The 20638-nt window shown below is 72.1% G+C and carries 19 protein-coding genes and 4 pseudogenes; 13 read left to right on the top strand and 10 right to left on the bottom strand.

The genetic code is table 11. The annotated features are described in order from the left end of the window. The first annotated feature begins 196 nt into the window (after nt 1–196). Together ABEB03_RS30045 and lysA are read left to right on the top strand one after the other, a co-directional pair. A complete protein-coding gene (locus tag ABEB03_RS30045) occupies nt 197–544 on the top strand; it encodes an SAV_915 family protein (protein WP_345656041.1) in 348 nt (115 codons plus the stop codon). Nucleotides 545–557: 13 nt separating this feature from the next. Then, the gene (gene lysA, locus ABEB03_RS30040) at nt 558–1892 is read left to right on the top strand and encodes a diaminopimelate decarboxylase (protein WP_345656040.1); all 1335 of its coding nucleotides are present in this window, start codon (nt 558–560) and stop codon (nt 1890–1892) included. Nucleotides 1893–1907: 15 nt separating this feature from the next. On the opposite strand, the pseudogene ABEB03_RS30035 reads toward lysA, so the two are convergent. Beyond that, nucleotides 1908–2237, bottom strand: a pseudogene (locus ABEB03_RS30035) (transposase); the annotation flags it as partial. 171 nt (nt 2238–2408) lie between these two features. Between ABEB03_RS30035 and ABEB03_RS30030 the strand changes: the two are divergent. Then, nucleotides 2409–2615: pseudogene (locus tag ABEB03_RS30030) on the top strand (DUF4291 family protein); the annotation flags it as partial. A 74-nt stretch (nt 2616–2689) separates the two neighbouring features. Here ABEB03_RS30030 and ABEB03_RS30025 read toward each other — a convergent pair. Both ABEB03_RS30025 and ABEB03_RS30020 read right to left on the bottom strand, forming a co-directional pair. After that, complete coding sequence (locus ABEB03_RS30025) at nt 2690–3283, bottom strand: DUF4291 domain-containing protein (RefSeq protein WP_345656039.1); 594 nt, start codon at nt 3281–3283, stop codon at nt 2690–2692. Nucleotides 3284–3400: 117 nt separating this feature from the next. Beyond that, complete coding sequence (locus ABEB03_RS30020) at nt 3401–4174, bottom strand: hypothetical protein (protein WP_345656038.1); 774 nt, start codon at nt 4172–4174, stop codon at nt 3401–3403. A 110-nt stretch (nt 4175–4284) separates the two neighbouring features. Between ABEB03_RS30020 and ABEB03_RS30015 the strand changes: the two are divergent. The 3 genes and pseudogenes from ABEB03_RS30015 to ABEB03_RS30005 all read left to right on the top strand — a co-directional run. Then, nucleotides 4285–4596: pseudogene (locus ABEB03_RS30015) on the top strand (DUF4291 family protein); the annotation flags it as partial. Between the two features lie 611 nt (nt 4597–5207). Further along, nucleotides 5208–5831 (top strand): RNA polymerase sigma factor, encoded by a 624-nt coding sequence (locus tag ABEB03_RS30010; RefSeq protein WP_345656037.1) that lies wholly within the window; start codon nt 5208–5210, stop codon nt 5829–5831. Then, nucleotides 5824–6837: a CU044_5270 family protein gene (locus ABEB03_RS30005; protein WP_345656036.1), complete on the top strand. Its 1014-nt coding sequence runs from the start codon at nt 5824–5826 to the stop codon at nt 6835–6837. Before ABEB03_RS30010 ends, ABEB03_RS30005 begins: the two co-directional genes overlap by 8 nt. A 380-nt stretch (nt 6838–7217) precedes the next feature. Here ABEB03_RS30005 and ABEB03_RS30000 read toward each other — a convergent pair whose 3' ends face one another. Together ABEB03_RS30000 and ABEB03_RS29995 are read right to left on the bottom strand one after the other, a co-directional pair. Continuing rightward, nucleotides 7218–9482 carry an MMPL family transporter gene (locus tag ABEB03_RS30000; RefSeq protein WP_345656035.1) on the bottom strand — a complete coding sequence of 755 codons (2265 nt, stop codon included), beginning with the start codon at nt 9480–9482 and terminating at the stop codon, nt 7218–7220. A gap of 260 nt (nt 9483–9742) precedes the next feature. Further along, nucleotides 9743–10507, bottom strand: a complete 765-nt coding sequence (locus tag ABEB03_RS29995; protein WP_345656034.1) for an LmeA family phospholipid-binding protein — start codon at nt 10505–10507, stop codon at nt 9743–9745. Nucleotides 10508–10593: 86 nt separating this feature from the next. On the opposite strand from ABEB03_RS29995, the gene ABEB03_RS29990 reads away from it, so the two are divergent. Beyond that, the gene (locus ABEB03_RS29990; protein WP_095937170.1) at nt 10594–11229 is read left to right on the top strand and encodes a TetR family transcriptional regulator; all 636 of its coding nucleotides are present in this window, start codon (nt 10594–10596) and stop codon (nt 11227–11229) included. 93 nt (nt 11230–11322) lie between these two features. Here the strand turns inward: ABEB03_RS29990 and ABEB03_RS29985 are convergent, their stop codons facing one another. Further along, a complete protein-coding gene (locus ABEB03_RS29985; RefSeq protein WP_345656033.1) occupies nt 11323–12417 on the bottom strand; it encodes a hypothetical protein in 1095 nt (364 codons plus the stop codon). 323 nt (nt 12418–12740) lie between these two features. Between ABEB03_RS29985 and ABEB03_RS29980 the strand changes: the two genes are divergently transcribed. Continuing rightward, complete coding sequence (locus ABEB03_RS29980; protein WP_345656032.1) at nt 12741–13280, top strand: DUF7144 family membrane protein; 540 nt, start codon at nt 12741–12743, stop codon at nt 13278–13280. Between the two features lie 72 nt (nt 13281–13352). Then, on the top strand, nt 13353–14669 hold the full coding sequence (locus ABEB03_RS29975) for a hypothetical protein (RefSeq protein WP_345656031.1): 1317 nt from the start codon (nt 13353–13355) through the stop codon (nt 14667–14669). A gap of 88 nt (nt 14670–14757) precedes the next feature. Here the strand turns inward: ABEB03_RS29975 and ABEB03_RS29970 are convergent, their stop codons facing one another. From ABEB03_RS29970 to ABEB03_RS29960, 3 genes and pseudogenes are all read right to left on the bottom strand, one after another. Further along, a complete protein-coding gene (locus ABEB03_RS29970) occupies nt 14758–15525 on the bottom strand; it encodes an SDR family NAD(P)-dependent oxidoreductase (RefSeq protein ID WP_345656148.1) in 768 nt (255 codons plus the stop codon). A gap of 182 nt (nt 15526–15707) precedes the next feature. Further along, nucleotides 15708–15908: pseudogene (locus tag ABEB03_RS29965) on the bottom strand (hypothetical protein); the annotation flags it as partial. Nucleotides 15909–15931: 23 nt separating this feature from the next. Beyond that, nucleotides 15932–16351 carry a TOBE domain-containing protein gene (locus ABEB03_RS29960; RefSeq protein WP_345656030.1) on the bottom strand — a complete coding sequence of 140 codons (420 nt, stop codon included), beginning with the start codon at nt 16349–16351 and terminating at the stop codon, nt 15932–15934. A 175-nt stretch (nt 16352–16526) separates the two neighbouring features. Between ABEB03_RS29960 and ABEB03_RS29955 the strand changes: the two genes are divergently transcribed. The 4 genes from ABEB03_RS29955 (at nt 16527) to ABEB03_RS29940 (ending at nt 19493) form a co-directional block, all read left to right on the top strand. After that, complete coding sequence (locus tag ABEB03_RS29955; protein WP_345656029.1) at nt 16527–16916, top strand: cell division protein SepF; 390 nt, start codon at nt 16527–16529, stop codon at nt 16914–16916. A gap of 383 nt (nt 16917–17299) precedes the next feature. Beyond that, complete coding sequence (locus ABEB03_RS29950; RefSeq protein WP_345656028.1) at nt 17300–18460, top strand: AAA family ATPase; 1161 nt, start codon at nt 17300–17302, stop codon at nt 18458–18460. Nucleotides 18461–18494: 34 nt separating this feature from the next. Continuing rightward, nucleotides 18495–18830 carry a nucleotide pyrophosphohydrolase gene (locus ABEB03_RS29945; RefSeq protein WP_345656027.1) on the top strand — a complete coding sequence of 112 codons (336 nt, stop codon included), beginning with the start codon at nt 18495–18497 and terminating at the stop codon, nt 18828–18830. 183 nt (nt 18831–19013) lie between these two features. Then, complete coding sequence (locus ABEB03_RS29940) at nt 19014–19493, top strand: DUF6099 family protein (protein WP_028802231.1); 480 nt, start codon at nt 19014–19016, stop codon at nt 19491–19493. Nucleotides 19494–19679: 186 nt separating this feature from the next. Here the strand turns inward: ABEB03_RS29940 and ABEB03_RS29935 are convergent, their stop codons facing one another. Beyond that, entirely contained in the window at nt 19680–20603 is a 924-nt protein-coding gene (locus tag ABEB03_RS29935) for an LLM class F420-dependent oxidoreductase (protein WP_345656026.1), read from the bottom strand. Nucleotides 20604–20638: the final 35 nt, after the last annotated feature.

Here is a 20638-nt window from a genome sequence, read left to right as displayed (position 1 = left end):
CGCGGGCGGGCCGCGCGCGGGGTGCCGTCAGCGTCCCGTCAGCGTTGGCCGGATCGCCGTCAGCATCCCGTCAGGGAACACCCGGAAGCCGGGGAAGACGGGCATAACGTCATCGGTGAGCCCCGGCCCGCGTCCTCGCGGCCGGGGCGCTCAGGCTCCACATCAGAACCACCCCGGATCCTCCAGGAGGCATCCCATGTCACAACCTCTGAGCGGCGAAGACCCCGAACCCTGCGATCGGTTCCCGGCCGGCCCCCTGTTCGTCCCGGTCCGGCCGGGCCCCTCGGGATGCGCCGCCCGGCTGTTCCGTACCCCCCTGGGCGACCGTACGGCCGTCGGCTTCACCTCCGCGCACAGGCTCACCGCGACACTCGGCCCCGGCCAGGCGTGGATCAGGCTCGCCGAACCCGCGCTGCGCGCACTGACCGCCCCGCTCGGCGTCACCACCGTCACGGTGGACCCGCAGTTCTGCGCCCCGGCCCCCGCCCCGCTTCGTCCAACCCTTCCCGAACCGGCCACGGCCGCCGCCGTACGGATCGGCTGAGGAGGCCACCACGATGACCACCGTGCACGAACCCGCCCTGCACACCCCGGCCGACGAGCTGTCGGTGTGGCCCGCCTCCACCACCGAGCCCCGTGCGGGCGACCTGGCGGTGGGCGGCGTACCGCTCGCCGAGATCGCCGACCGATTCGGCACACCCGTCTACGTCCTGGACGAGAGCGAGGTGCGCGAGCGCTGCCGCACCTACCGCCACGCCTTCCCCGACGCCGAAGTCCTCTACGCGGCCAAGGCGTTCCTGTGCCGGGCCATGGTCCACTGGGTCGGCGAGGAGGGGCTCGGCCTCGACGTCTGCTCCGCCGGCGAACTGGAACTCGCCGTCACCACCGGCTTCCCCGCCGAACGCATCCTGCTGCACGGCAACGCCAAGTCGCCCCGCGACCTGGAGCTGGCCCTGCGCCTCGGCGTGGGCCGCATCGTGATCGACAGTCCGTCGGAGATCGCCCGGCTCGCCGCGGCGGTCGGCCCCGGCCGCCGCCAGAAGGTGATGGTCCGCGTGGTGCCGGGCGTCAGCGCCGGCGGCCACGACAAGATCCGCACGGGTACCGAGGACCAGAAGTTCGGCATGTCCCTCCGCGACGGCTACGCCCAGCACGCCATCGCCCGCATACTCGACCAGCCCCGGCTCGAACTCACCGGGCTGCACTGCCACTTGGGCTCGCAGATCACCACCGTCAAGCCGTATCTCGCGGCCGTGCGCCGGCTGGTGGGGCTGATGGCCCGGCTGCACGGGCAGCACGGAATCGTGCTGCCCGAACTCGACCTGGGCGGCGGGCACGGCATCGCCTACCGCCCCGGCGAACCGGCTCTCGACCTCACCGCGCTGGCGCGGCAGGTGCGCGCCGAACTGACCGCGGGGTGCGCCGCGGCCGGACTGCCCGTGCCCCGCCTGATCATCGAACCGGGCCGGGCAGTCGTGGGACCGGCCGGGGTCGCCGTCTACCACGTGCTGTCCGTCAAACACACCGGCGAGCACACCTTCGTGGCCGTGGACGGCGGCATGAGCGACAACCCGCGGCCCGCGCTGTACGGGGTGCCGTACGCGCCGCGCCTGATCGGCCGGCACAGCGCCGCGGCCCCCGCCCCGGTGACCGTGGTCGGACGGCACTGCGAGGCCGGCGACGTCCTCGCCGCCGACGTCGCGCTGCCCGCCGACGTACGCCCCGGCGACCTGCTCGCGGTGCCCGTCGCGGGCGCCTACCACCTGTCCATGGCCTCCGGGTACAACATGGTCGGCCGTCCGCCCGTCGCCGCCGTCCACGCGGGTCACGCCCGACTCCTCGTACGCCGCGAGTCCCTGGACGACATCCGCAGCCGCGATGTCGGCCTCTAGGTTCTGTCTCTTTGGTCAGCGTCGGGTCCGGATGAGGATGCCCGCGAGGTGAAGCGCGGCCTGGTAGGCGATCGCGAGCTTGTCGGTTCGCGTGGCCAGGCCGCGCCACTGCTTGAGGCGGTTGATGCACCGCTCGACCGTGTTCCGTTGCTTGCACGCCTCACTGTCGAAGGCGGGCGGGCGGCCACCGGAGCGACCCCGCCGCAGGCGGTGTCCGACTTGGTCCGAGGGCCGCGGGATGACCGCGCGGATGCCCCGACGCCGCAGGTGACTGCGGATGGCGCGTGAGGAGTGCGCGCGGTCGGCCAGAACGGCCAGGGGCCGGGTCCGGGGTAGCACGAGGCCTCCCCAGTGCTCCTGATACTCCTCCACGCGGTCGATCTCCATCGGCGGGACGCCGAGCGCGAGCCACTGCTCCGCAAGCCGGCCGACCGGCAGCACGTCGATCCTGATGCCGGACGCTACTTGGCGCGCGCGGCCAACTGCCTGCCGCCCGCGGCCGGCGTGCTCCGCCGGATCGGGCAACAGGTCGAAAATCGGTGGTCACCTGAGCCGGCCGAGCCCACGCTGTACGCCATGGAAGAACCGCACCGCAGGATCCGCGCGCTCCACACGGCGTCCACGATCACCGTCTACCAGGCGTACCGCCCGGAGATCGGCGGACCCGCCGCCCGCAAGGGCCGTTTCCCCGCCGCGTGGAAGCCTGACCGGATGACGTGGATCATCAAGCAGCGTTCGCAGACCTTTGCCGCCGTGTGACCCGTGGGTGGTGCCGGCGGTTGTGCCCAGGTTGCCGGTCAGGAACTCAGGTGGGCCAGGAGCTCTTCGCTGGCGGGGTACGGCTGTTCCTGGGGGAGCAGTCGGGTGGCCGAGTCCAGTTCGCGGTCCCTGACGAGTGCGTGGATCTCGTGGGCGAGCGGGGTCACATCGCTGATGGACACGATCCACTCGTCCGCGTACCGCGTCGACGCCTCGCCCGAGAGCCCCAGTTGCAGCGAGCGGTGCGGCAGGGGGCGCAGGTGCAGATCGCGTTCGGGATCCCACTGGACACGGGCCGGTGCGCGTTTGAGGTCGCGCTGCCAAGCGTCACGATCGGGATGCAGTCCGCGCACGTAACTCGACAGGCAGGAATGACGCAGCGCCCAGTCGAAGCCGTCGCGAGTGATCTCGACGGCGAGGACGGTTTCCTGACCCTCCTTCGTGCCCCAGCCGGAGCGGTACATCATCCACATGAAACTGGGTTTTATCCACGTCATGCGGTCAGGCTTCCACGCGGCGGGAAAACGGCCCTTGCGGGCGGCGGGTCCGCCGATCTCCGGGCGGTACGCCTGGTAGACGGTGATCGTGGACGCCGTGTGGAGCGCGCGGATCCTGCGGTGCGGTTGTTCCATGGCGTACAGCGTGGGCCCGACCGGCTCAGGCGACCACCTAATTTTCGACCGCTGATAGTCGTGACGGAGCACGCTGGCAGCAGGCAGCCGTCCGTACTGGCCATGTGGCGTCCGACGTCAGAACGGGGGTTCCTCCGTACAGCCACCAGTCCAGACGTCACGGACGTAGCGAACGCGTGCGGCAACGTCAGCGGGACTCTCCAGGGCAGCGATGTCGTAGCCCCAGTTCTTGAGTGCGTCCAGACAGCGCTTGCGGTTGTAGCGGTTGGTACTTGTAGCGAGGAGGCGATGGATGCGGCGTCCAAGTTCGTCTCTGTGGCCAATGAGGGCGGGATGCTCGATCAAGGGGATGGCGGCGACGACCGCGGCCTCACGAACAGCAGTGTCTTCGTGGCCCAGGAAAGCTGAAACGGCACGGTAGAACGTGGGGCGGTGGTCCAGAAAGACACGCACTTCTGGATAGTCGTCGAGGTCGTCACCATCGAAGTGACGCTCGGCGGCGGCAAGGCACTCGTTGTAGGCGTCGTAGGCGAGTGATCCAAGCCAGTCCAGCAGGGCCGCCCTCACCGGACCGTCTCTTTCCGAGTCAGCCCGACGGCCTGCCCCGACGGCCGCCGTCGCGGGGTGGGCGAGGATCGCGGCCACGTACAGCGCCACGGGGAGCGTGGCTTCGTAGAAGCTGTTCTGATGACATACCGGCTCCAGCTCGCTGATGGCCCTGATCTGAATCGTCGGGTCGGCATCGAGAAGGCGAGGCAGCGCGGCCGACAGAAATCCGCCGTTCCCTCTCGCGGTGCCGAGTGAGGCCCAAGCCGTGCCCTCCAACAACGACTGGTGATGGGGCAGTTCATCAGGCGTCAGATCGTCAGTCTGCTGGTTCTCGCTGGTCACGAGGCAAAGGCTACGACGTACGTCCAGGATTTGGCGTCGGCCTCGTGTGCGGCCAGGGATGTGTGATGCCAGCCAGCAAAAGGTCTGTGAACGCGCCTTGACATGGATCNCGCGGACTGCATCCCGATCGTGACGCTTGGCAGCGCGACCTCAAACGCGCACCGGCCCGTGTCCAGTGGGATCCCGAACGCGATCTGCACCTGCGCCCCCTGCCGCACCGCTCGCTGCAACTGGGGCTCTCGGGCGAGGCGTCGACGCGGTACGCGAACGAGTGGATCGTGTCCATCAGCGACGTGACCCCGCTCGCCCACGAGATCCACGCACTCGTCAGGGACCGCGAACTGGAGTCAGCCACCCGACTGCTTCCTCAGGAGCAGGAATACCCCACCGGCGCAGAACTCCTGGCCCACCTGCGTCCCTGACCGGCAATCCGGCCACAACCGCCGGCATCACCCACGGGTCACATGGCAGCACAGGTCTGTGAAAGCTGCTTGATATCCATGTCAAGCAGCGTTCACAGACCTTCTGTGGCAAGTGTTCGAGAAGGTGGCTCCGGCTCCCGGGCCATGAGTCCTCGCAGTCTTCCACCAGCAGCACGGGAAGCACGGAAATCATTCCGGGACTCAGCGTCAGCACGGACAGGACCGCTGACCCGCGCCCGTGCAAGGGGGCAAGTTCCGCTGCCGATCGCGCAGCGACTCAGCTTCCGAAGTCAGCCGCCGAGCCGATTCGGTACCCGCCGCCGCCGGGCCGGAGCGCAGCCTTCGGCTCGACCGGTCCGCCCCGTCGACAACCCGCCCCCGCACGCTCATCGAGCCAACCTGCTGTCGTGGCCGCATACCTGCACCGGCTCGCGACTCCGTCCGGAACGGGGCCCCGGTCGGACGTCGGACACCTGGCGGGCCCGATGGGCGGGAGAGCCCCGGCTCTGCTGTCGCCGGAATGGAACTCGATGTGGCCCACCGGCGAAGGACACGTGAAACTCGCACAAGCCCAAGCCTTCAAGGCGTTCGAATGAACGAAAGGAGCCCCGATGGCCGTTGAGACCCCGGGCGTCCGCACCTGCGAGGAGGATCGCGAGGACAGCGACGCCCGTGTGATCGCGCGGTCCCGGGACGAGCCCGAACAGTTCGCCGCGCTCTTCGACCGGTACGCCGACGCCGTGCACCGTTACGTGGCCAGGCGGATCGGTCCCGAGACGGCGGAGGATCTGATGGCCGAGACGTTCGCGACCGCCTTCCAGCGGCGCCATACCTACGACCTCAGCCGTGCTGACGCCCGCCCATGGCTGTTCGGCATCGCGACCAACCTCATGAGCCGGCACCGCAGGGCCGAAGCACGCCGTTTCAAGGCGCTCGCGAAGGTTCCGGCGCCTGTGCAGCACGAGGAGCCGGTCGCGGACCGCGCGGTCGCCGCGGTCGGCGCCGCAGCAGTGCACCAGGAACTGGCAGCAGCGCTGGCCAAGCTGTCCGCCCGGCACCGGGACGTCGTGCTGCTGGTGGCCTGGGGCGACCTCGACTACCAGGAAGCGGGCCAAGCCCTCGGGGTGCCGATCGGCACCGTCAGATCCCGGCTGAACCGGGCTCGCAGCAGGTTGCGCCAAGCACTGGGCGGTTCCGATCCGACAGCTTTCCGAGAGGCAGACGCCCATGCGTGACATCGAAGAACTGCGAGAACTGAGGGAGTACGACGCGGGGACTCCCCCGCTCGACGACGCCACCCGGGGACGAGTGCGCGCACGACTGCTCTCCACGATGAACGCGGAAAACGGACCCGCCCCGGCGGTACGCCACCGCCGCCCCGTCCTGCGCATCGCCCTGACCGGCGCGGTCGCGGCCGCGGTCGTCGGCGGTGTTCTGGTCACCGGACAGGGCGACGACAGCGGCGATGGGAAGACAGCGGCACCGCCGGCGGCCAGTTCCCCGGTCATGCAGAACCTGAGCGTGCAGACCGTGCTCGACGGTGCGGCCACCTACGCTCGCCGGCACGAGCAGGCGGCCAGCCCGAGAGATGACCAGTTCATCTACACCAAGGAGATCATCAGGGAGACCAACGAGAAGACCGGCGCCACCAAGACCTACACCGACGAGGACTGGAGGTCGGTGGACAACTCGAAGCCTTCCTGGATCATGGAGATCGGGAAGGGCTGGTGGTCTCAGCCATCGAAAAAGAACGAGACCGTGTGGCCGCCCCAGGACTGGGGGACGCTGAAGAAGCTTCCGACCGACCCCAAGAAACTGATCCTTACGCTCGCCCACAGGAAGCCCAGCGACAAGGACGACTCGCTCAGCGGGATCGCCGACCAGACGTGGTCGATGGTCCACTTCCAGCTTGCCGGGCTGCTCAAGCTGGTCCCGGTGATGCCTGAGGGGCTGCGCCCGGCAGCATACGAGGCGCTCGGCATGATCCCCGGGGTGAAGGTGGTGCCGAACCAGAAGGACGCGAAGGGCCGTACCGGCGTGGCCATCGCCTATGACGACCCGACGCTTGCGGACGGGTCGGCGTCCTTCGGCGGCTACTTCATCTTCGACCCGAAGACCTACGCGTTCCTCGGCTTCCGTGACGCGCGCGCCTTGGTCATGAGCAAGCACAGGATCGAGCTCACCCAGCTCTCCTACCTCGACAGCTGGGCCATCGTCGACAAGGCCAAGCAGCGGCCGTAGCCGGAAGGCGGCCACGGGGCAGTTGCGGTGGCCGGGAAGTGGCGGCGGTACCTCTGAGGGCGGCCAGGATCGGAAGGTCCGCGGCCGCCCTCAGAGGTACCGCCGCGACGACGAAGTCCAACACCTCTATGCACCAAGCCGGCGAACCTTCTCGGTCAGCGCACCAGAGCACTTCCGGCACACGCCGTGGCACGGGGCCCGAGGACGGCGTCACCCCGGACGGGCATCAAGTCCCTCTCATCGATCGGTGCACGCCCACCCGATGTGCCAACAGCACTATCGCCCTCGCACACCTGCCGATCTGGACCGCCGCGTGTGCTTCCATCAAGGACCTGCTGGAGTACTAGAGGCCGCTGCCGGGAGCCCGTCCGCCGACGCCCCTAGCCGCCCTGCACACCCGGCGGCAGGGTGCGTTCGTCCGGGGCGCCGGCCGGTACCTCCTCCCGGGCCGTGCCGGCGTCGGACGTCCCCGCGCCCGCCGTGCGCAGGCGCTCGCCCTCGATGTCCACCTCCGGCAGCAGCCGCGCCAGCCACGTCGGCAGCCACCAGGCGGCCCGGCCGACGAGGGCGAGAGCGGCGGGTACGAGGGTCATGCGGACGACGAACGCGTCGACGAGGACACCGAAGGCCAGCGCGAACGCGATGGGCCTCAGCATGGTGCTGCTCCCCGGCACGAAGCTCGCGAAGACCGCGAACATGATCAGGGCGGCGCCGGTGACCACCCGCGAGGCGTGCCGTGAGCCGGCCAGGATCGCGTCCCGGGGCCCGGCTCCGTGCACGTACGCCTCGCGCATCCGGCTGACCATGAACACCTCGTAGTCCATGGCGAGTCCGAACAGCACCGCCATCACCAGGATCGGCAGGATGCTCACCACCGGCCCGGTCCGCGCCACGCCCAGCAGGTCGGCGAGCAGGCCCCACTGGAAGACGGCGACGACCGCTCCGAACGTCGCGGCCACCGAGAGCAGGAAGCCGAGGCCAGCCTTGAGCGGGACGACCAAGGAGCGGAAGAGCAGCAGCAACAGCAGCAGCGACAGGCCCACGACGACCAGGGCGAAGGGCACCAGCGAGTCGGCGAGCCGGTCGGAGACGTCGATGCCGACCGCGGTGCTCCCGGTCACCCGCACCCGGGTGCCCGACGAGCGCTGCCAGTCGGCCGACCGGTCCCTGATGTGCTCGACGAGCTCCCTGGTCCGCTCGTCGGCGGGCCCGGTCCGCGGCACCACCTGGACGACCGCCGCGTCACCGTGGTCGACGCGCTGGGGCGCGCCGACGGTGGCGACGCCCTCCATGGCCTTGAGTTCCTCGCAGAGCGCGGCCGTGGCCTGCCGGGGGTCCGCGGTGTGCGAGGTGTCGGCGAGGATCAGCAGCGGCCCGTTGAACCCGGGGCCGAACTCCTTCGAGACGATGTCGTACGTCCTGCGCTCGGTGCTGCCCGCGGGCGCCGATCCGTTGTCGGGCAGGGCGAGGTGCAGATCCCGTGCCGGGACGGCCAGGGCGAGCAGTGCGACGAGCACGGCGGCCAGGGTCAGCAGCGGGCGGCGGATCGCCAGCCGGCCCCACCGTTCGCCGAGGTTCGGCCGTCCGTTCCGCCCGCCGTCGTGGGCGGCGCGCTCCCGGCGGGCGGTCCGCGAACCGGGCCGGGGACGCAGCCGGTCACCGGCGAAGCCCATCAGGGCGGGCAGCAGTGTGAGCGCGACGGCCACCGCGATCAGCACGGCGGCGGCACCGCCCAGGCCCATCACGGTCAGGAACGGGATGCGGACCACGGCCAGCCCGCACAGCGCGATGACCACCGTGAGCCCGGCGAAGACGACCGCGCCGCCCGCCGTCGCGGTCGCGGTGGCCGCGGACTCCTCGGGGTCCGTGCCGGACGCCAGTTGGGAGCGGTGGCGGGACACGATGAACAACGCGTAGTCGATGCCGACGGCGAGACCGAGCATCGACGCGAGCGAGGGCGCGGTGCCGGAGACGGTCAGCACGCCGGTCAGCGCCTGGAGGCCGAGCAAGGTGACGGCGACGCCGGTCACCGCCGTCAGCAGCGGCATGCCGGCGGCGAACAGCGAGCCGAAGGTCACCGTCAGCACGACGAGCGCGAACAGCATCCCCGTCGCCTCCTTGGAGTGACCGGTGCTCTTGTCGCTGCCGTACGCGGACCCGCCGACGTCCACGGTGAGTCCGGCGTCCTCGGCCGGCCGGGTGGTCCTCTCCAGGGCGGTGAGGCTGTCCCCGGCCAGTTGGGCCTTCGTCACGTCGTAGCGCACCTGCCCGAGGGCGGTCGTGCGGTCGCGGGAGACGAGGCCCGCGGTCATCGGGTCGGTGACGTGGGTGACCTGCGGCGCCTTCCCGGCCTGTGCCATGGTCGCGCCGACGGCCCGCGCGTACGAGGGCTCGGTGATCTCGTGGCCCTCGGGGGCGACGAAGACGATCTGGGCGCTGGTGCCGGCCGCCGAGGGCAGTTCGGTCCTGAGGGCGTCCATCGCGCTCTGCGACTCGGAGCCCGGGATGGTGAACTCGTCGTTCGTGGTGCCGCCGAAGCCGGCCACGCAGGCGACGGCCGTGGCGAGCACGACGAGCCAGCCGGCCAGCACGGCACGGCGATGCCGGAAGGCGCCGCGGCCGAGCCGGTGAAGCAGGGAAGCCATGGGAGAACCACTCCTTGAAGGGGGACTTGCGGGGGCGAGCGGCACGTTCGGGGAGGGGTTTCTCGGGCGTCGGCCGGGGCGGTGCGGCGGGGGCCGGTACGGTCCCGCGCGTCCGGTGCCGGTGCCGACGGGGGCGGAGATCGGGGGCGGTGGGGATGGACGCGGTCCCGCGCGGCTCGGGCGGGCGCCGATCGGTGCGGGGGCGGGGGTGGCGGGGGACGGTGGTGCGGTCCCGTGCGTCCGGAGGCGCGCCGACGGGGTCAGACGTCGAGGGCGGCGCGGCCGCCGCGCAGGCTGAGGCGCAGCCCGTCGTCGGTGACCGTGAGCTTCTGCGGCTTCATGTCCATCGGGAGGCCGGTCAGTTCGACGGTGCGCCGCACCTTGCCGGTGATCCTCGCGGACAGCGCGTCGGGGAGGGGAGCGCCGTCGAACGTCGGCCGGGCGGGCGTGACGCGGACGGTCGTGCCGTCCAGTGACGGGGTGACGGGGACGGTGAGCGCGCCCGTGCGGCCGAGACGGACGAGGAGCCGTCTGGTTCCCGGGTCGGGGACGACCACCCCGTTCATCCGTCTCAGCTCGTCGCCGCCGAGCCGGTCGGCGCCGACGGTGACGTCCGCGGTGCTCGAACCGACGGTGACCGTTCCCGCGGCCCGCCGTACGTCCCGCAGATGGACGTCGACGCCGAGTCCGGTCATCCGCCGGGCGGTCACACCGTCGGCCGTGAGCTCGACGTCCGGGAACGCGCCCCGGGACAGCTGCATCAGTACGGGAGTGCCGCCCAGGCCGACGTCGGGGACCGTGCCCAGCCGTTCCGCCGCCGCGGTCGCGAAACGGTCGCCGACCCGGTGCCGGACCACGGCCTCCGCCGTCACCGCGGCACCGCCGAGGGCGAGGACCGTGAGCGCGGCGACCGCCCTGCGGCGTCTCGTGACGGTGCGTCCCGCGGCGGGGTGTCCCGGGCCGCGACGCCCCGGGGTCCGGCGTGTCAGGGCGCGCAGAGGCAGCCGCCCACCAAAAAGTGTCATGACTGACACGATACACAAAGTGTCAGGACTGACACTTTGCTGAACGGGGGCCCGGCGCCGCACCCGTGGCGTGACAGGATGACCAGGTGAACGACTGGGGCGAGCGCGAACCAGGGCTGCGGGACCGGAAGAAGGCCGCGACGCGGCGGACCCTGCTCCAGACGGCGGCGCGCATGTTCGCCGAACGCGGCTACCAGGAGACGACCGTCAAGGACATCGCCTCGGCGGCCGGCGTCACCGAGCGCACCTTCTTCCGCTACTTCCCCTCCAAGGAGGACCTGGTCTTCGCCGAGGTCCTCGACCTCGTACCCCTGCTGCGACGGGAGATCCCGCGGCGCCCGGCCGGCGAACCCCCGCTCACCGCCGTCCTCAACGGCCTCGTCGAGGCGGCCGGTGCGCTCGACGAGGGCCTGGCCATCCTGTTCGTCGGCACACCACCGCGCGCCCTGCCCACCGGCGCCCGGCGTACCCACGTCCTCACCGACTTCGAGGACGGCATCGCCGACGCGCTCGTCGTGCGCCTGGCCGAGCAGCACCCCGACGAGCCGGACGACCGGCGCGCGCGCAGGGCCGCCGTGCTGGCCCGCGTGTCGGTCGCCGTCATCCGCAGCGCCCTGCTCGCGCACGTGTCGGAGGACGCCGCGGGGCCCGAACGGCGTTCCGTCGACGACTTCGGCACCCTGCTGCGGGAGGCGTTCGACGCCGTACGGGAGGCCGTGTGACCCGGGCGCCGGACGTCGACCGGCCCGGGCGCCCGCCGTCGCCGTACCGCCGCGCCGCAGGGGTGCCGGGCGGCGCGGAGCCCGGCCTCGCCGTCACGCCCGCCCGGTGCGCCTGCGGTGGCGCCGCCACAGCCACAGACCGCCGGCCAGGAACGACGCGACCGCCAGGGCGATCGCCAGCACCGGCCATCTGCTCCCGGCGATGCGCAGGTCCGCCACGACGGCCAGGGTGACCAGGGCGAGCGGCACGAGCAGCGAGACGCACGCGCGCAGTCCCGCGGACAGCATCTCGGGCTCGATACCGGCGATCCGGCGGCGCGGGGCGGGTGCGCTGACCGCGCCGTACTGGGCGAGGGCCCGTTCCATCAGGCGGTTGTCGGAACGCCGGTAGACGTACGCCAGGTAGGGGAGCCAGACGAGCGGTGCCACCAGGCCCACCAGGAAGACCGCGACGACCAGTGTCCAACGGCCCGTCTGGACGGCGATCCTGCGCACCCGTCCCACCCCCGCGGTGTCGTCGCCGGTCGTGACCAGACCCAGCAGATAGGCCATCCGCACGGTGAGCCGCCACATGGCCGGCCAGCGCTTCAGAGAGGGGAGGGGTTCGGCGCGGGCGATCCCCGCGAGTGCCTCCTGCGCCCGCGGGGTGTCCTCGTACACGCCCTGCAGGGCGAGGAGTTCGGCCACGCGGGCGCTCGTCGTGGGGTCGTGACCGTCGAGCGCGGCCAGCTCCAGAACCGTGCGTCCCTGTCGCAGCAGCGCCGCGCAGAACGCGAAGGGCACCAGCACGAGGAACGGGCCGCCCACCATCGCCCCCTCCGCGACGACCGCGCGATGGCCCCGCGTGATCACCTGGGCCCGCAGTTCCGGGGTGCTCGCCCCGGGGTGGTCGTGACGCAGCCGGGCCACCGAGTCGGCCGCCGCGTGCCCGTGCCGCGCGACCGCGAAGGCCGCCAGGATCTCCGGCAGCCGGCCGGGGTCGCCGAGCGCCGATGCCAGCAGCGACCGTTCGGGCGAGGGCCCGGCGGGCCGGCGGGGTGCGGCGCGGCTCATCGGGCACCACACCGCCGCGGGCCCCGCCCGGACCGGCGTGAACGGATCGGCGCGTACCGCGTGCGGTGCGTCGGTTCCGGGGCGCAGCGTCGGCGGCCGGGCGCCCGCCGCGGTACGGCGCCCGGGTGTGCGCACCCGGTCCGCGTGCCCCGGGTGCGGCGGGGCGCACGGCTGTCGCGGAACGGAAGGGGCGACTGCGCCATATGTCGTATCTAGCATGAAAAGCCCGCCTCGGGGGCCCCGTACGGACTCCGGCACGGGACCGGCGACGCGGTCCGCCGCGCGGGCCGGGCCGCCGCCGTGCACGGGCCCGCCGACGCCGGCGCGGTCGTCACCCGAACGGCCGAACCCATGTGGCGGAGCGACGGGCCGGGGCCGAGGCTCGAACTCGACTCGGTGCTCGCCGCACGGGCGGGCCCGGCCGGCACCGCACGCCGACACCACACAAGGGGTCGCACATGAGCCAGGACGCCTCGCAGCCGTCGGACACCCCGCACGCCACCGGCGCCGCAGCCCCCTCCACCGGTTCCGCCGGGGGCGGCGAAGCGCCCCTCTGGGGAGACCAGGGACAGCCGGCGCCGGGCGCGCCGGCTGCGGGGTCCTCGCACCGGACCCGCGACGCCTGGGCGGCCGGCGGCACCGTCTTCGCGGGTGTCCTCCTGTGCGTGAACGGCGTCCTCCACGTCCTCCAGGGCATCTCCGCGATCGTCGAGGACACCGTGTACACGCGCGTGAACGGTTACGTGTACCGGATCAACCTCACCGGCTGGGGCTGGATCCTGGTGGTCCTCGGCGCCGTCGCGATCGTCGTCGGCTGGGGCATCCTCAAGGACGCCGACTGGGCACGCCTGACCGGCATCCTGCTCGCCTCGCTGAGCATCATCTTCCAGTTCATGTTCCTGCCGTACGCGCCGGTCTGGTCCCTCGTCGTGATCGCCATCGACTGCTTCGTGATCTGGGCCCTCGCCGTCCACAAGCCCGGCCCCACGACGGGCTGACGGGCGGCCCGCGGCGGGCCGGACGGACGGCTTCGTGCCGCACCGGCCCCCGACCCCACGCAAGGAGCATCCATGGCCAGTTCCGAAGACCGCGGGGCCAAAGGCGCCACGGGCGCGGACGGCGGTACGGAACTCGCCGACCTGCGGGCCAGGGTCGCGGAGCTGGAGCGCCAGGGCGGACCCACCGCCTCCCGGCACCGGCTGCGCTCGCTCGTCGCCGGTCTGCTGATCCTCCTGACCTTCGTGCTCACGCCGCTCAGCGCGGTGGCCGCCTGGGCCAGGAGCGAGGTCGCGGACACCGACCGGTACGTGGCGACCATGAAGCCCCTCGCCTCCGACCCGGACGTCCAGGCAGCCGTCGCCGACCGGGTGACCGACGCGGTGATGCAGCACATCGACCTCCAGACACTTCTCGAATCCGTCGCGCCCGAGGACCGGCCCCGGCTGAGCGCCGCCCTGGAGAAACTGAGCGGTCCGCTCACCTCCGGCCTCACCGGCTTCGTGCACAGCACCGCCGAGAAGTTCGTCGACAGCGACGCCTTCGCCACCTTGTGGACGGACCTGAACAGAAGGGCTCACGCCGCCGTCGACAAGGCGCTGACCGGCAGCGGCGGCGGCGCGGTGAAACTCACCGACGACTCCGTGGTCATCGACCTCGCACCCGTCATCGACCAGGTGAAACAGGCGCTCGTCGACAAGGGCCTGACGGTGGCGTCGAAGATCCCCGAGGTGCACACCGACTTCACGGTCCTGACCTCCGACTCCGTCGGCAAGGCCCAGAAGGGCTACCGGCTGCTGCAACTCGTCGGGTTCTGGCTGCCGGTGCTGACGCTGGTCCTCGCGGCGGCGGCCGTGCTGGCCGCCGTGCGCAGACGCCGGGCCCTCGTCGCGGTCGCCATCGCCGTCGCGCTCGGCGCCGCCGTCCTCGGAGTGGGTCTCTGGATCGGCCGCGCGCTCTATCTCGACGAACTGCCGGCGAAGGTCTCGCAGCCCGCCGCGGGGGCCGTCTACGACGCGCTGGTGCGCTACCTGCGGACCACGGTCCGCATGCTGATCACCCTCGGCGTCGTCGTGGCGCTCGCGGCCTGGCTGACCGGGACCGGCCGGACCGCCTCCCGGGTGCGGTTCGCCTGGACCGCCGGCATCGGTGCCGTGCGCGAGGCCACGGGCTTCGAGGCGGGATCCGTCGGCACCTGGGTGCACCGGTCCAAGCGCTGGCTGAACTGGACCGTGGTCGCCGTCGCGGCCGCCACACTGCTCGCCTGGAGCTACCCCACCGCCGCCGTGACACTCTGGATCGTGCTGGGTGCCCTGCTGGCCCTGGCCCTGGTCGAGTTCCTCGACGATCCACCCGAGTCGGGCGGCCTCGAGCTCGCCGGCTCCGGCTGACTCCGCGCCTGCGACCACCGCCGTTCCGCACAGCACCCGGCGGGCACCCGCCGATCAGCCGCGTGAACGACACGGCGAGGCGATACGGCTAGACGCTGTAGCCGCCGTCGACGCCCAGCGCCTGTCCGGTGATGAATCCCGCGCGGTCGGAGGCGAGGAACACGACCGCCTCGGCGATGTCCGTCGCGGCGCCGAAGCGGCGCAGCGGGATGTTCCGCCGGGTGATCTCCAGCGCGGCTTCGTCGAGCTCGCCGGAGCCGATCAGCCGCGCCGCGTTGCCGTCGGTCAGCATGCCGGGGCCGACGCAGTTCACGCGGACGCCGTACCGCCCCTCCTCGGCGGCCAGGGCCCGGGCCACCGCCTCGACGGCCCCCTTCGTGCCGGACGACAACCCGTCGCGGACGGGGAACCGCCGGGTGGCCACGGTGGTGACCGCGACGATGCTGCCCCGGCTCTCCCGCAGCAGCGGCAGCGCGGGATGCACGAGATTGAAGAACGCCCCCGCGTCCGCGTCGAGTTGGGCGCGGTACTGGCTCGGCGTGACCTTGCTCAGATGCACCATGGGCACGTGCGGACCCGCCGCGTACACGAGGGTGTGCAGCCCCCCGCAGGCCGCGGCCTCCGCCACGGCCCGCGCCGTGGCCGCCTCGTCGCTCAGGTCGACGCGCAGTGCCAGCGCGCGGCGCCCCGGCCGACCGACCTCCTCGGCGAGCGCGTCGGCCGCCGCCCGCCGGCCGCGGTACGTGAACGCCACGTCGCTGCCCCGCTCGGCCAGCGTCCGTACGACCGCGGCGCCGATGCCACCCGTACCGCCCGCGACGAACGCGATGCCCGGCCGCTTCGAGAAGTCCTCCACGCTCACGCCCCACAACCCCCCTGCACTCGGCGACGACGACCATCACGACCACACCACCCGTTCGGCAGCGGACGCGTGCCGCTCGCACGCAACAGCCCCTGTCCGAACGGGAGTTCCAGCATGCACCTCCGTGCGCCGCAGCGGGTCCGACTCCGGTGATCGGGCGTGCGGCGGGTGTCAGGGGCGAAGGCGCCGGAGGGCGCGGTGACGGCCGCGGCCGTCCACAGGGGCGTCATCATCAGGTAGTAGCCGTCCTGCGAACGGGTCGCCACATGGAACGCGCACCACGGCAGGACCGTCGCCGCCGGCCCGAGCCGCCGTACGAACAGCACGAACAGCGCGAGCAGACCGGCGGCCAGCGGCAGACTCGCGTGCGCGTACCAGGAGGGCAAGGGCGCCTCGGGCTTCAGGCGTTGGAGAGCGACACCTCGGTGGACTTGATGAGCGCCACGACGCGGGCACCGGAGACCAGGCCGAGTTCGGTGACCGCGTCCTTCGTGATGGCCGAGGTCAGCTCGCCGCCCGCGACGTCGACCTTGACGCGTGCCATGGCCCCGCCCGTGGCGACGTCCGTGATCGTGCCGGGCAGTTGGTTGCGGATGCTCACGCCGTCGACCGGCCCGGTCGCCAGGGAAACCTCCGTCGACTTGACGAGGGCCCGCACCGTCGAGCCGGCGGTCAGGCCCAGGTCCTCGACGGCTTCCAGGGTGACGGCCGCCACGATCTCCTGGCCGCCGTCGAGACGGACCTTCACCGTCGCCATCACCTCACCCGCGGTGACGGAGACGACGGTGCCGGGAAGCTGGTTGCGGATGCTCAGACTCATGGGGAGGCCTCGATCGCTCTACTGGGTGCCGGGATTGCTGGACTATGCGCAGTTTGCCGCAGCGAGTGGGCGTGCGACCGCGTCGCGGACCGTGTCGCTGTTGGGCCGAACGGGTGACCATGCGTAAGAATTGCCCGGTGCAGATACTGAGTGCGAGTCAGGACGGGGTGGACGGGTGAACAGCCACGACGTCACCGACGAACAGTGGGAGGGGCTCGCCCAGGTCGTTCCGCTGCGGGGCAGGGACGCATGGCCGTCGGCCGTCGGCCACCGGGCGATCCCCGACGCCCCGACCGAGGCCCGGCGCCGTTTCGTGGTGCTGCGGGTCAATGTCTTCGCGGACGCCCGCGAGGTCGCCGAGACGCTGATGGCAGGCATTCCGGTGCTCCTGGACCTGACCGGCGCGGAGACCGATGTCGCCAAGCGGGTGCTGGACTTCAGTACGGGTGTGGTCTTCGGGCTCGCGAGCAGCATGCACCGGGTCGACCGGAACGTGTTCCTGCTGACACCGCCGGGGACCGAGGTGCGCGGGCTGATGGAGGGGGCCGGGGTTCCCGGCGTCTGAAGGGGAGTTGGGCGGGTCCGGTACGGGGCCCGGGGTGTGCGGGGTCCGGTACGCAGTCCGGCGGGTGCGCGAGGTTCGGCTCGGGCCCGTGACCCCGTGACCCCGTGACCCCGTGACCCCGGGACTGAGGGGCGAACAGGACCCTGAACCGGGCCGGGTCCGGAAGCCGGCCGCGGGCCGGGCCGGGTCCGGAAGCCGCGCGAGTCGGGCGGGTGCCGGACCGGCTCGTCCTGCGAGGGCGGTGGCGGGCCCGTTCCGCGGGGGCCGGGGTCCGGCCGGCGCGGATCGCGGTGTGCGCGGCAGGCCGCGGCGCGCTCCCCCGATCGTGGGAAGGTCTCCGGGCCGGAACGGTTCGCAGCCCGGCGGAGGCCTACGGTCCGGATATGACCGTGTCATCCCCGGAGGCCGTCGTGACGGCGCGCACCCACCACCCCGACCGTCCGGGCATCACCGAACTACGGCTCGCCGCCTTCGCCGTCCACCGCCGGGTCCGGTTCCCGCTGGGACCGCTCACCCTCGTCACCGGTCCCAGCGGCAGCGGCAAGACCGTCGCCCTGCGGGCGTACGAGGCGTTGGCGCTGCTCGGCGGCGGCGCCGGACTGGCCGAGGTGTTCCCCGATCCGGTCACCTGCGTGCCCGAGACGGCCCGGCCGGACGCCCAGCGGCGACGCGGCTTCCGCATCGGCTGCACGGTGGACGGCCCCGAGGGTCCGGTGCGGCTCGACGTCGCCGTGCAGGCCGAGCCCGAACTGCGCATCGTGGGCGAGCGGTTGACGGCGGACGGGCGGATCCTGCTGGAGACGGCCCTGCGTGACCCCGGCCGCCGGTCCGTCCAGGCGGCCTGGCACACGGGAGGGTCGTCCGCGGTGACCAGGGGACCGCTCCCGGACGACCGCCTCGGTACCGCGCTGCTGCCGTTGCGCGTCGCGGGCCGCACGGACGGCGAACGCCAAGTCCTCGCCGCCGCCGAACAGATGGTGCTCGCCCTGCGGTCCGTGTACGCCTGCGCCCCGAGCCCCCGGCGCATGCGCGCGCCCGCACCGGTAGGCCAGGGCCGGCTCCTGGGCGGCTGCGAGAACCTCGCCGAGGTGCTGTGGCGCACGCGTTCGGAGTGCGCCCACCGCTACGCGCACCTGGTGGCGGCGGTACGGGCCGGATGCTCGGGTCCGGTCGCGGACGTGTCGGCCGAACCGCTCGGCGACGGCACCGTCCGCGGACTCCTCGACCGCGGCGACGGCGTGCGCACACCGCTCGGGCTGCTCGGCGACGGCGAACTGCGGTACCTCGCGCTCGCCCTGGTGCTGCTCACCGGGCCCGGCGTGCTGGAGGTCGACCAGGCGGGCGAGGTCCCGCAGGCACTCCAGTCGCTGACGGTCCTGGCCGACGGCTTCGACCACTGCCTGGACGCCCGGCAGACCCAGGAACTCGTGCGGCTGGCGGTGCGGATGTGCGAGCGCGGGCACATCCGGCTGGTGGGCGCCGTGAGCGACGCCTCCTGGGCCCGCGGGCTGCCCGGCGTCTCGGTGGTAGACCTTCGGTCGTGACGAGAACGGACGAACCGAAGGTGGAACTCTGGCCGTGACGGACGACCTGAACGTGGCGAAGCTCCAGCGCAGACTGGCCGAGTTCGCGGCCGCCCGGAACTGGCAGCAGTACCACACCCCCAAGAACCTGGTGGCCGCACTGAGCGTGGAGGCCTCCGAACTGGTCGAGATCTTCCAGTGGCTGACCCCGGAGGAGTCGGCCCGGGTGATGGACGACGCGGACAGCGCGCACCGTGTCACCGACGAGGTCGCCGACGTCCTCGCGTATCTGCTCCAGCTGTGCGAGGTCCTCGGCATCGACCCCCTCGCCGCCCTCGATGCCAAGATCGACCGCAACGAGCGGAGGTTCCCGGCGCCGGGGGAGAGGTGACGGGACCGGCCGGCCAGCGGCATCGTCACTCTATGAAGTCATTGAGTCAGCTTCAATCAATTCCGTGTCCACAGATTTCGGGCTTCCTCTGGCTTTTCGTCCCACAGACCCTCACTCTGGGTAGTGAACAACGGAGTTCGGGCGGACGTGCGAAAAGCACGTCGGGACAGACGGGGGCAGCGCATGGACGCGGTGCGGCTCATCGTGACGAGCAGGCGTGCCCTGGCGGAGAGCGGCGACACCCCGGAGGTGATGACGGAGGCGTGGCAGGCACACGCCCTGGCTCAGGCGATAGGCAGCCGCTTCGCCGTGTCGGGGCCTCCGGAACTACGGGGCGAAGCCCTGGGATTGACCGAACTGGCGGGCCGGGGCTGCGGGGTCCTCGGCGCGCCCGCCCTCGACCTCGGGGCACTGCGCGCCGCCCAGCTCTCCGAGCTGGGGGACGCCCGGGAGTCGCTGCTGTGCCTGGGGGCCCTCCTCGGAGAGGTCGGCATCGCCCTCGTCACCGTCGCCTGCGCGGCGGACGACGAGGGCACGTACTGGCAGTGCATGGAGGCCATCGACGCGGCCGACGAGTCGCGGGACCGCGTCCTGGAGATGCTGCGACGGCTGGCGGTCAGGGACCAGAAGGCGGTGGTGGAGCGGGACCGGGCCGCCGGGTAGGGGCGGCTCACGCCCCACCGCCGTGCCGCGGCGGGGCGCCCCCCACGGCGGGGGTGTCAGGCGCGGTCCGGCCCGTCCACCGGCACGGGCCGCCACCACGCGCCGAGTTGACGGACACTCACCCCGCAGGAGATGCCCACGTCGGCCGGCGCGGCCGGAGTCGACCACGGCCCTCGGCGCCGCGAGCTACACCAGCCGGGGCATCACCTCGGAGGCGATCAGCTCCAGGTGGTCCAGGTCGTCGAGATCCAGCATCTGGAGGTACATGCGCTGCGAACCCACGGCCTGGTACCGGGCGATCTTCTCGACCACCTCCGCGGGAGAGCCCGCGAGCCCGTTCGCCTTCAGCTCGTCGACATCGCGCCCGATGGCGTCCGCGCGGCGCTTCACCTCAGCGTCCGTCCGCCCGACACACGCCACCAGCGCGTTGGAGTACACCAGATCGTCGCCCTTGCGCCCGGCCTGCTCGGCCGCCGCGCGCACCCGGGCGAACTGCTGCTCCGTGTCCGCGACGGAGGCGAAGGGGATGTTGAACTCGTCGGCGTAGCGCGCGGCGAGGGCCGGAGTGCGCTTCGCCCCGTGACCGCCGACGATGACGGGCACCTTCGACTGCGCGGGCTTCGGCAGCGCGGGCGAGTCCTTGAGCTGGTAGTACCTGCCGTCGAAGGAGAAACGCTCACCGACGGGCGTGGTCCACAGCCCCGTGACGATCGCGAGCTGCTCCTCCAGCCGGCCGAACTTCTCCTTGGGAAAAGGAATGCCGTACGCCTCGTGCTCGGCCTCGTACCAGCCGGCCCCGAGACCGAGCTCCACGCGCCCGCCCGACATCTGGTCGACCTGGGCGACCTGGATGGCCAGGACGCCCGGGAGGCGGAAGGTGCCCGCGGTCATCAGCGTGCCGAGCCCGATCCGGCTCGTCTCACGGGCGATGCCGGCCAGGGTGATCCATGCATCGGTGGGGCCGGGAAGCCCGTCGACGGAACCCATGTGCAAATAGTGATCGGAACGGAAGAAGGCGTCGTAGCGCAGGTCCTCGGCGGCCTTGGCGACACGGAGCAGCGTCTCGTAGGTCGCGCCTTGCTGCGGTTCTGTGAAGACTCGAAGATCCATACACCCATCATGCACCGGTCACAACAACCGCCCCG

This window comes from Streptomyces siamensis (genome assembly GCF_039543605.1).
Taxonomy (GTDB): domain Bacteria; phylum Actinomycetota; class Actinomycetes; order Streptomycetales; family Streptomycetaceae; genus Streptomyces; species Streptomyces siamensis.
This window is presented reverse-complemented; position numbering and strand designations above follow the sequence as displayed.

Coding starts and splice junctions, on each gene's coding strand:
- ABEB03_RS30045 (WP_345656041.1), top strand. CDS start 197: ATGTCACAACCTCTGAGCGGCGAAGACCCCGAACCCTGCGATCGGTTC.
- lysA (WP_345656040.1), top strand. CDS start 558: ATGACCACCGTGCACGAACCCGCCCTGCACACCCCGGCCGACGAGCTG.
- ABEB03_RS30025 (WP_345656039.1), bottom strand. CDS start 3,283: ATGGAACAACCGCACCGCAGGATCCGCGCGCTCCACACGGCGTCCACG.
- ABEB03_RS30010 (WP_345656037.1), top strand. CDS start 5,208: ATGGCCGTTGAGACCCCGGGCGTCCGCACCTGCGAGGAGGATCGCGAG.
- ABEB03_RS30005 (WP_345656036.1), top strand. CDS start 5,824: ATGCGTGACATCGAAGAACTGCGAGAACTGAGGGAGTACGACGCGGGG.
- ABEB03_RS30000 (WP_345656035.1), bottom strand. CDS start 9,482: ATGGCTTCCCTGCTTCACCGGCTCGGCCGCGGCGCCTTCCGGCATCGC.
- ABEB03_RS29995 (WP_345656034.1), bottom strand. CDS start 10,507: ATGACACTTTTTGGTGGGCGGCTGCCTCTGCGCGCCCTGACACGCCGG.
- ABEB03_RS29980 (WP_345656032.1), top strand. CDS start 12,741: ATGAGCCAGGACGCCTCGCAGCCGTCGGACACCCCGCACGCCACCGGC.
- ABEB03_RS29975 (WP_345656031.1), top strand. CDS start 13,353: ATGGCCAGTTCCGAAGACCGCGGGGCCAAAGGCGCCACGGGCGCGGAC.
- ABEB03_RS29960 (WP_345656030.1), bottom strand. CDS start 16,351: ATGAGTCTGAGCATCCGCAACCAGCTTCCCGGCACCGTCGTCTCCGTC.
- ABEB03_RS29950 (WP_345656028.1), top strand. CDS start 17,300: ATGACCGTGTCATCCCCGGAGGCCGTCGTGACGGCGCGCACCCACCAC.
- ABEB03_RS29940 (WP_028802231.1), top strand. CDS start 19,014: ATGGACGCGGTGCGGCTCATCGTGACGAGCAGGCGTGCCCTGGCGGAG.
- ABEB03_RS29935 (WP_345656026.1), bottom strand. CDS start 20,603: ATGGATCTTCGAGTCTTCACAGAACCGCAGCAAGGCGCGACCTACGAG.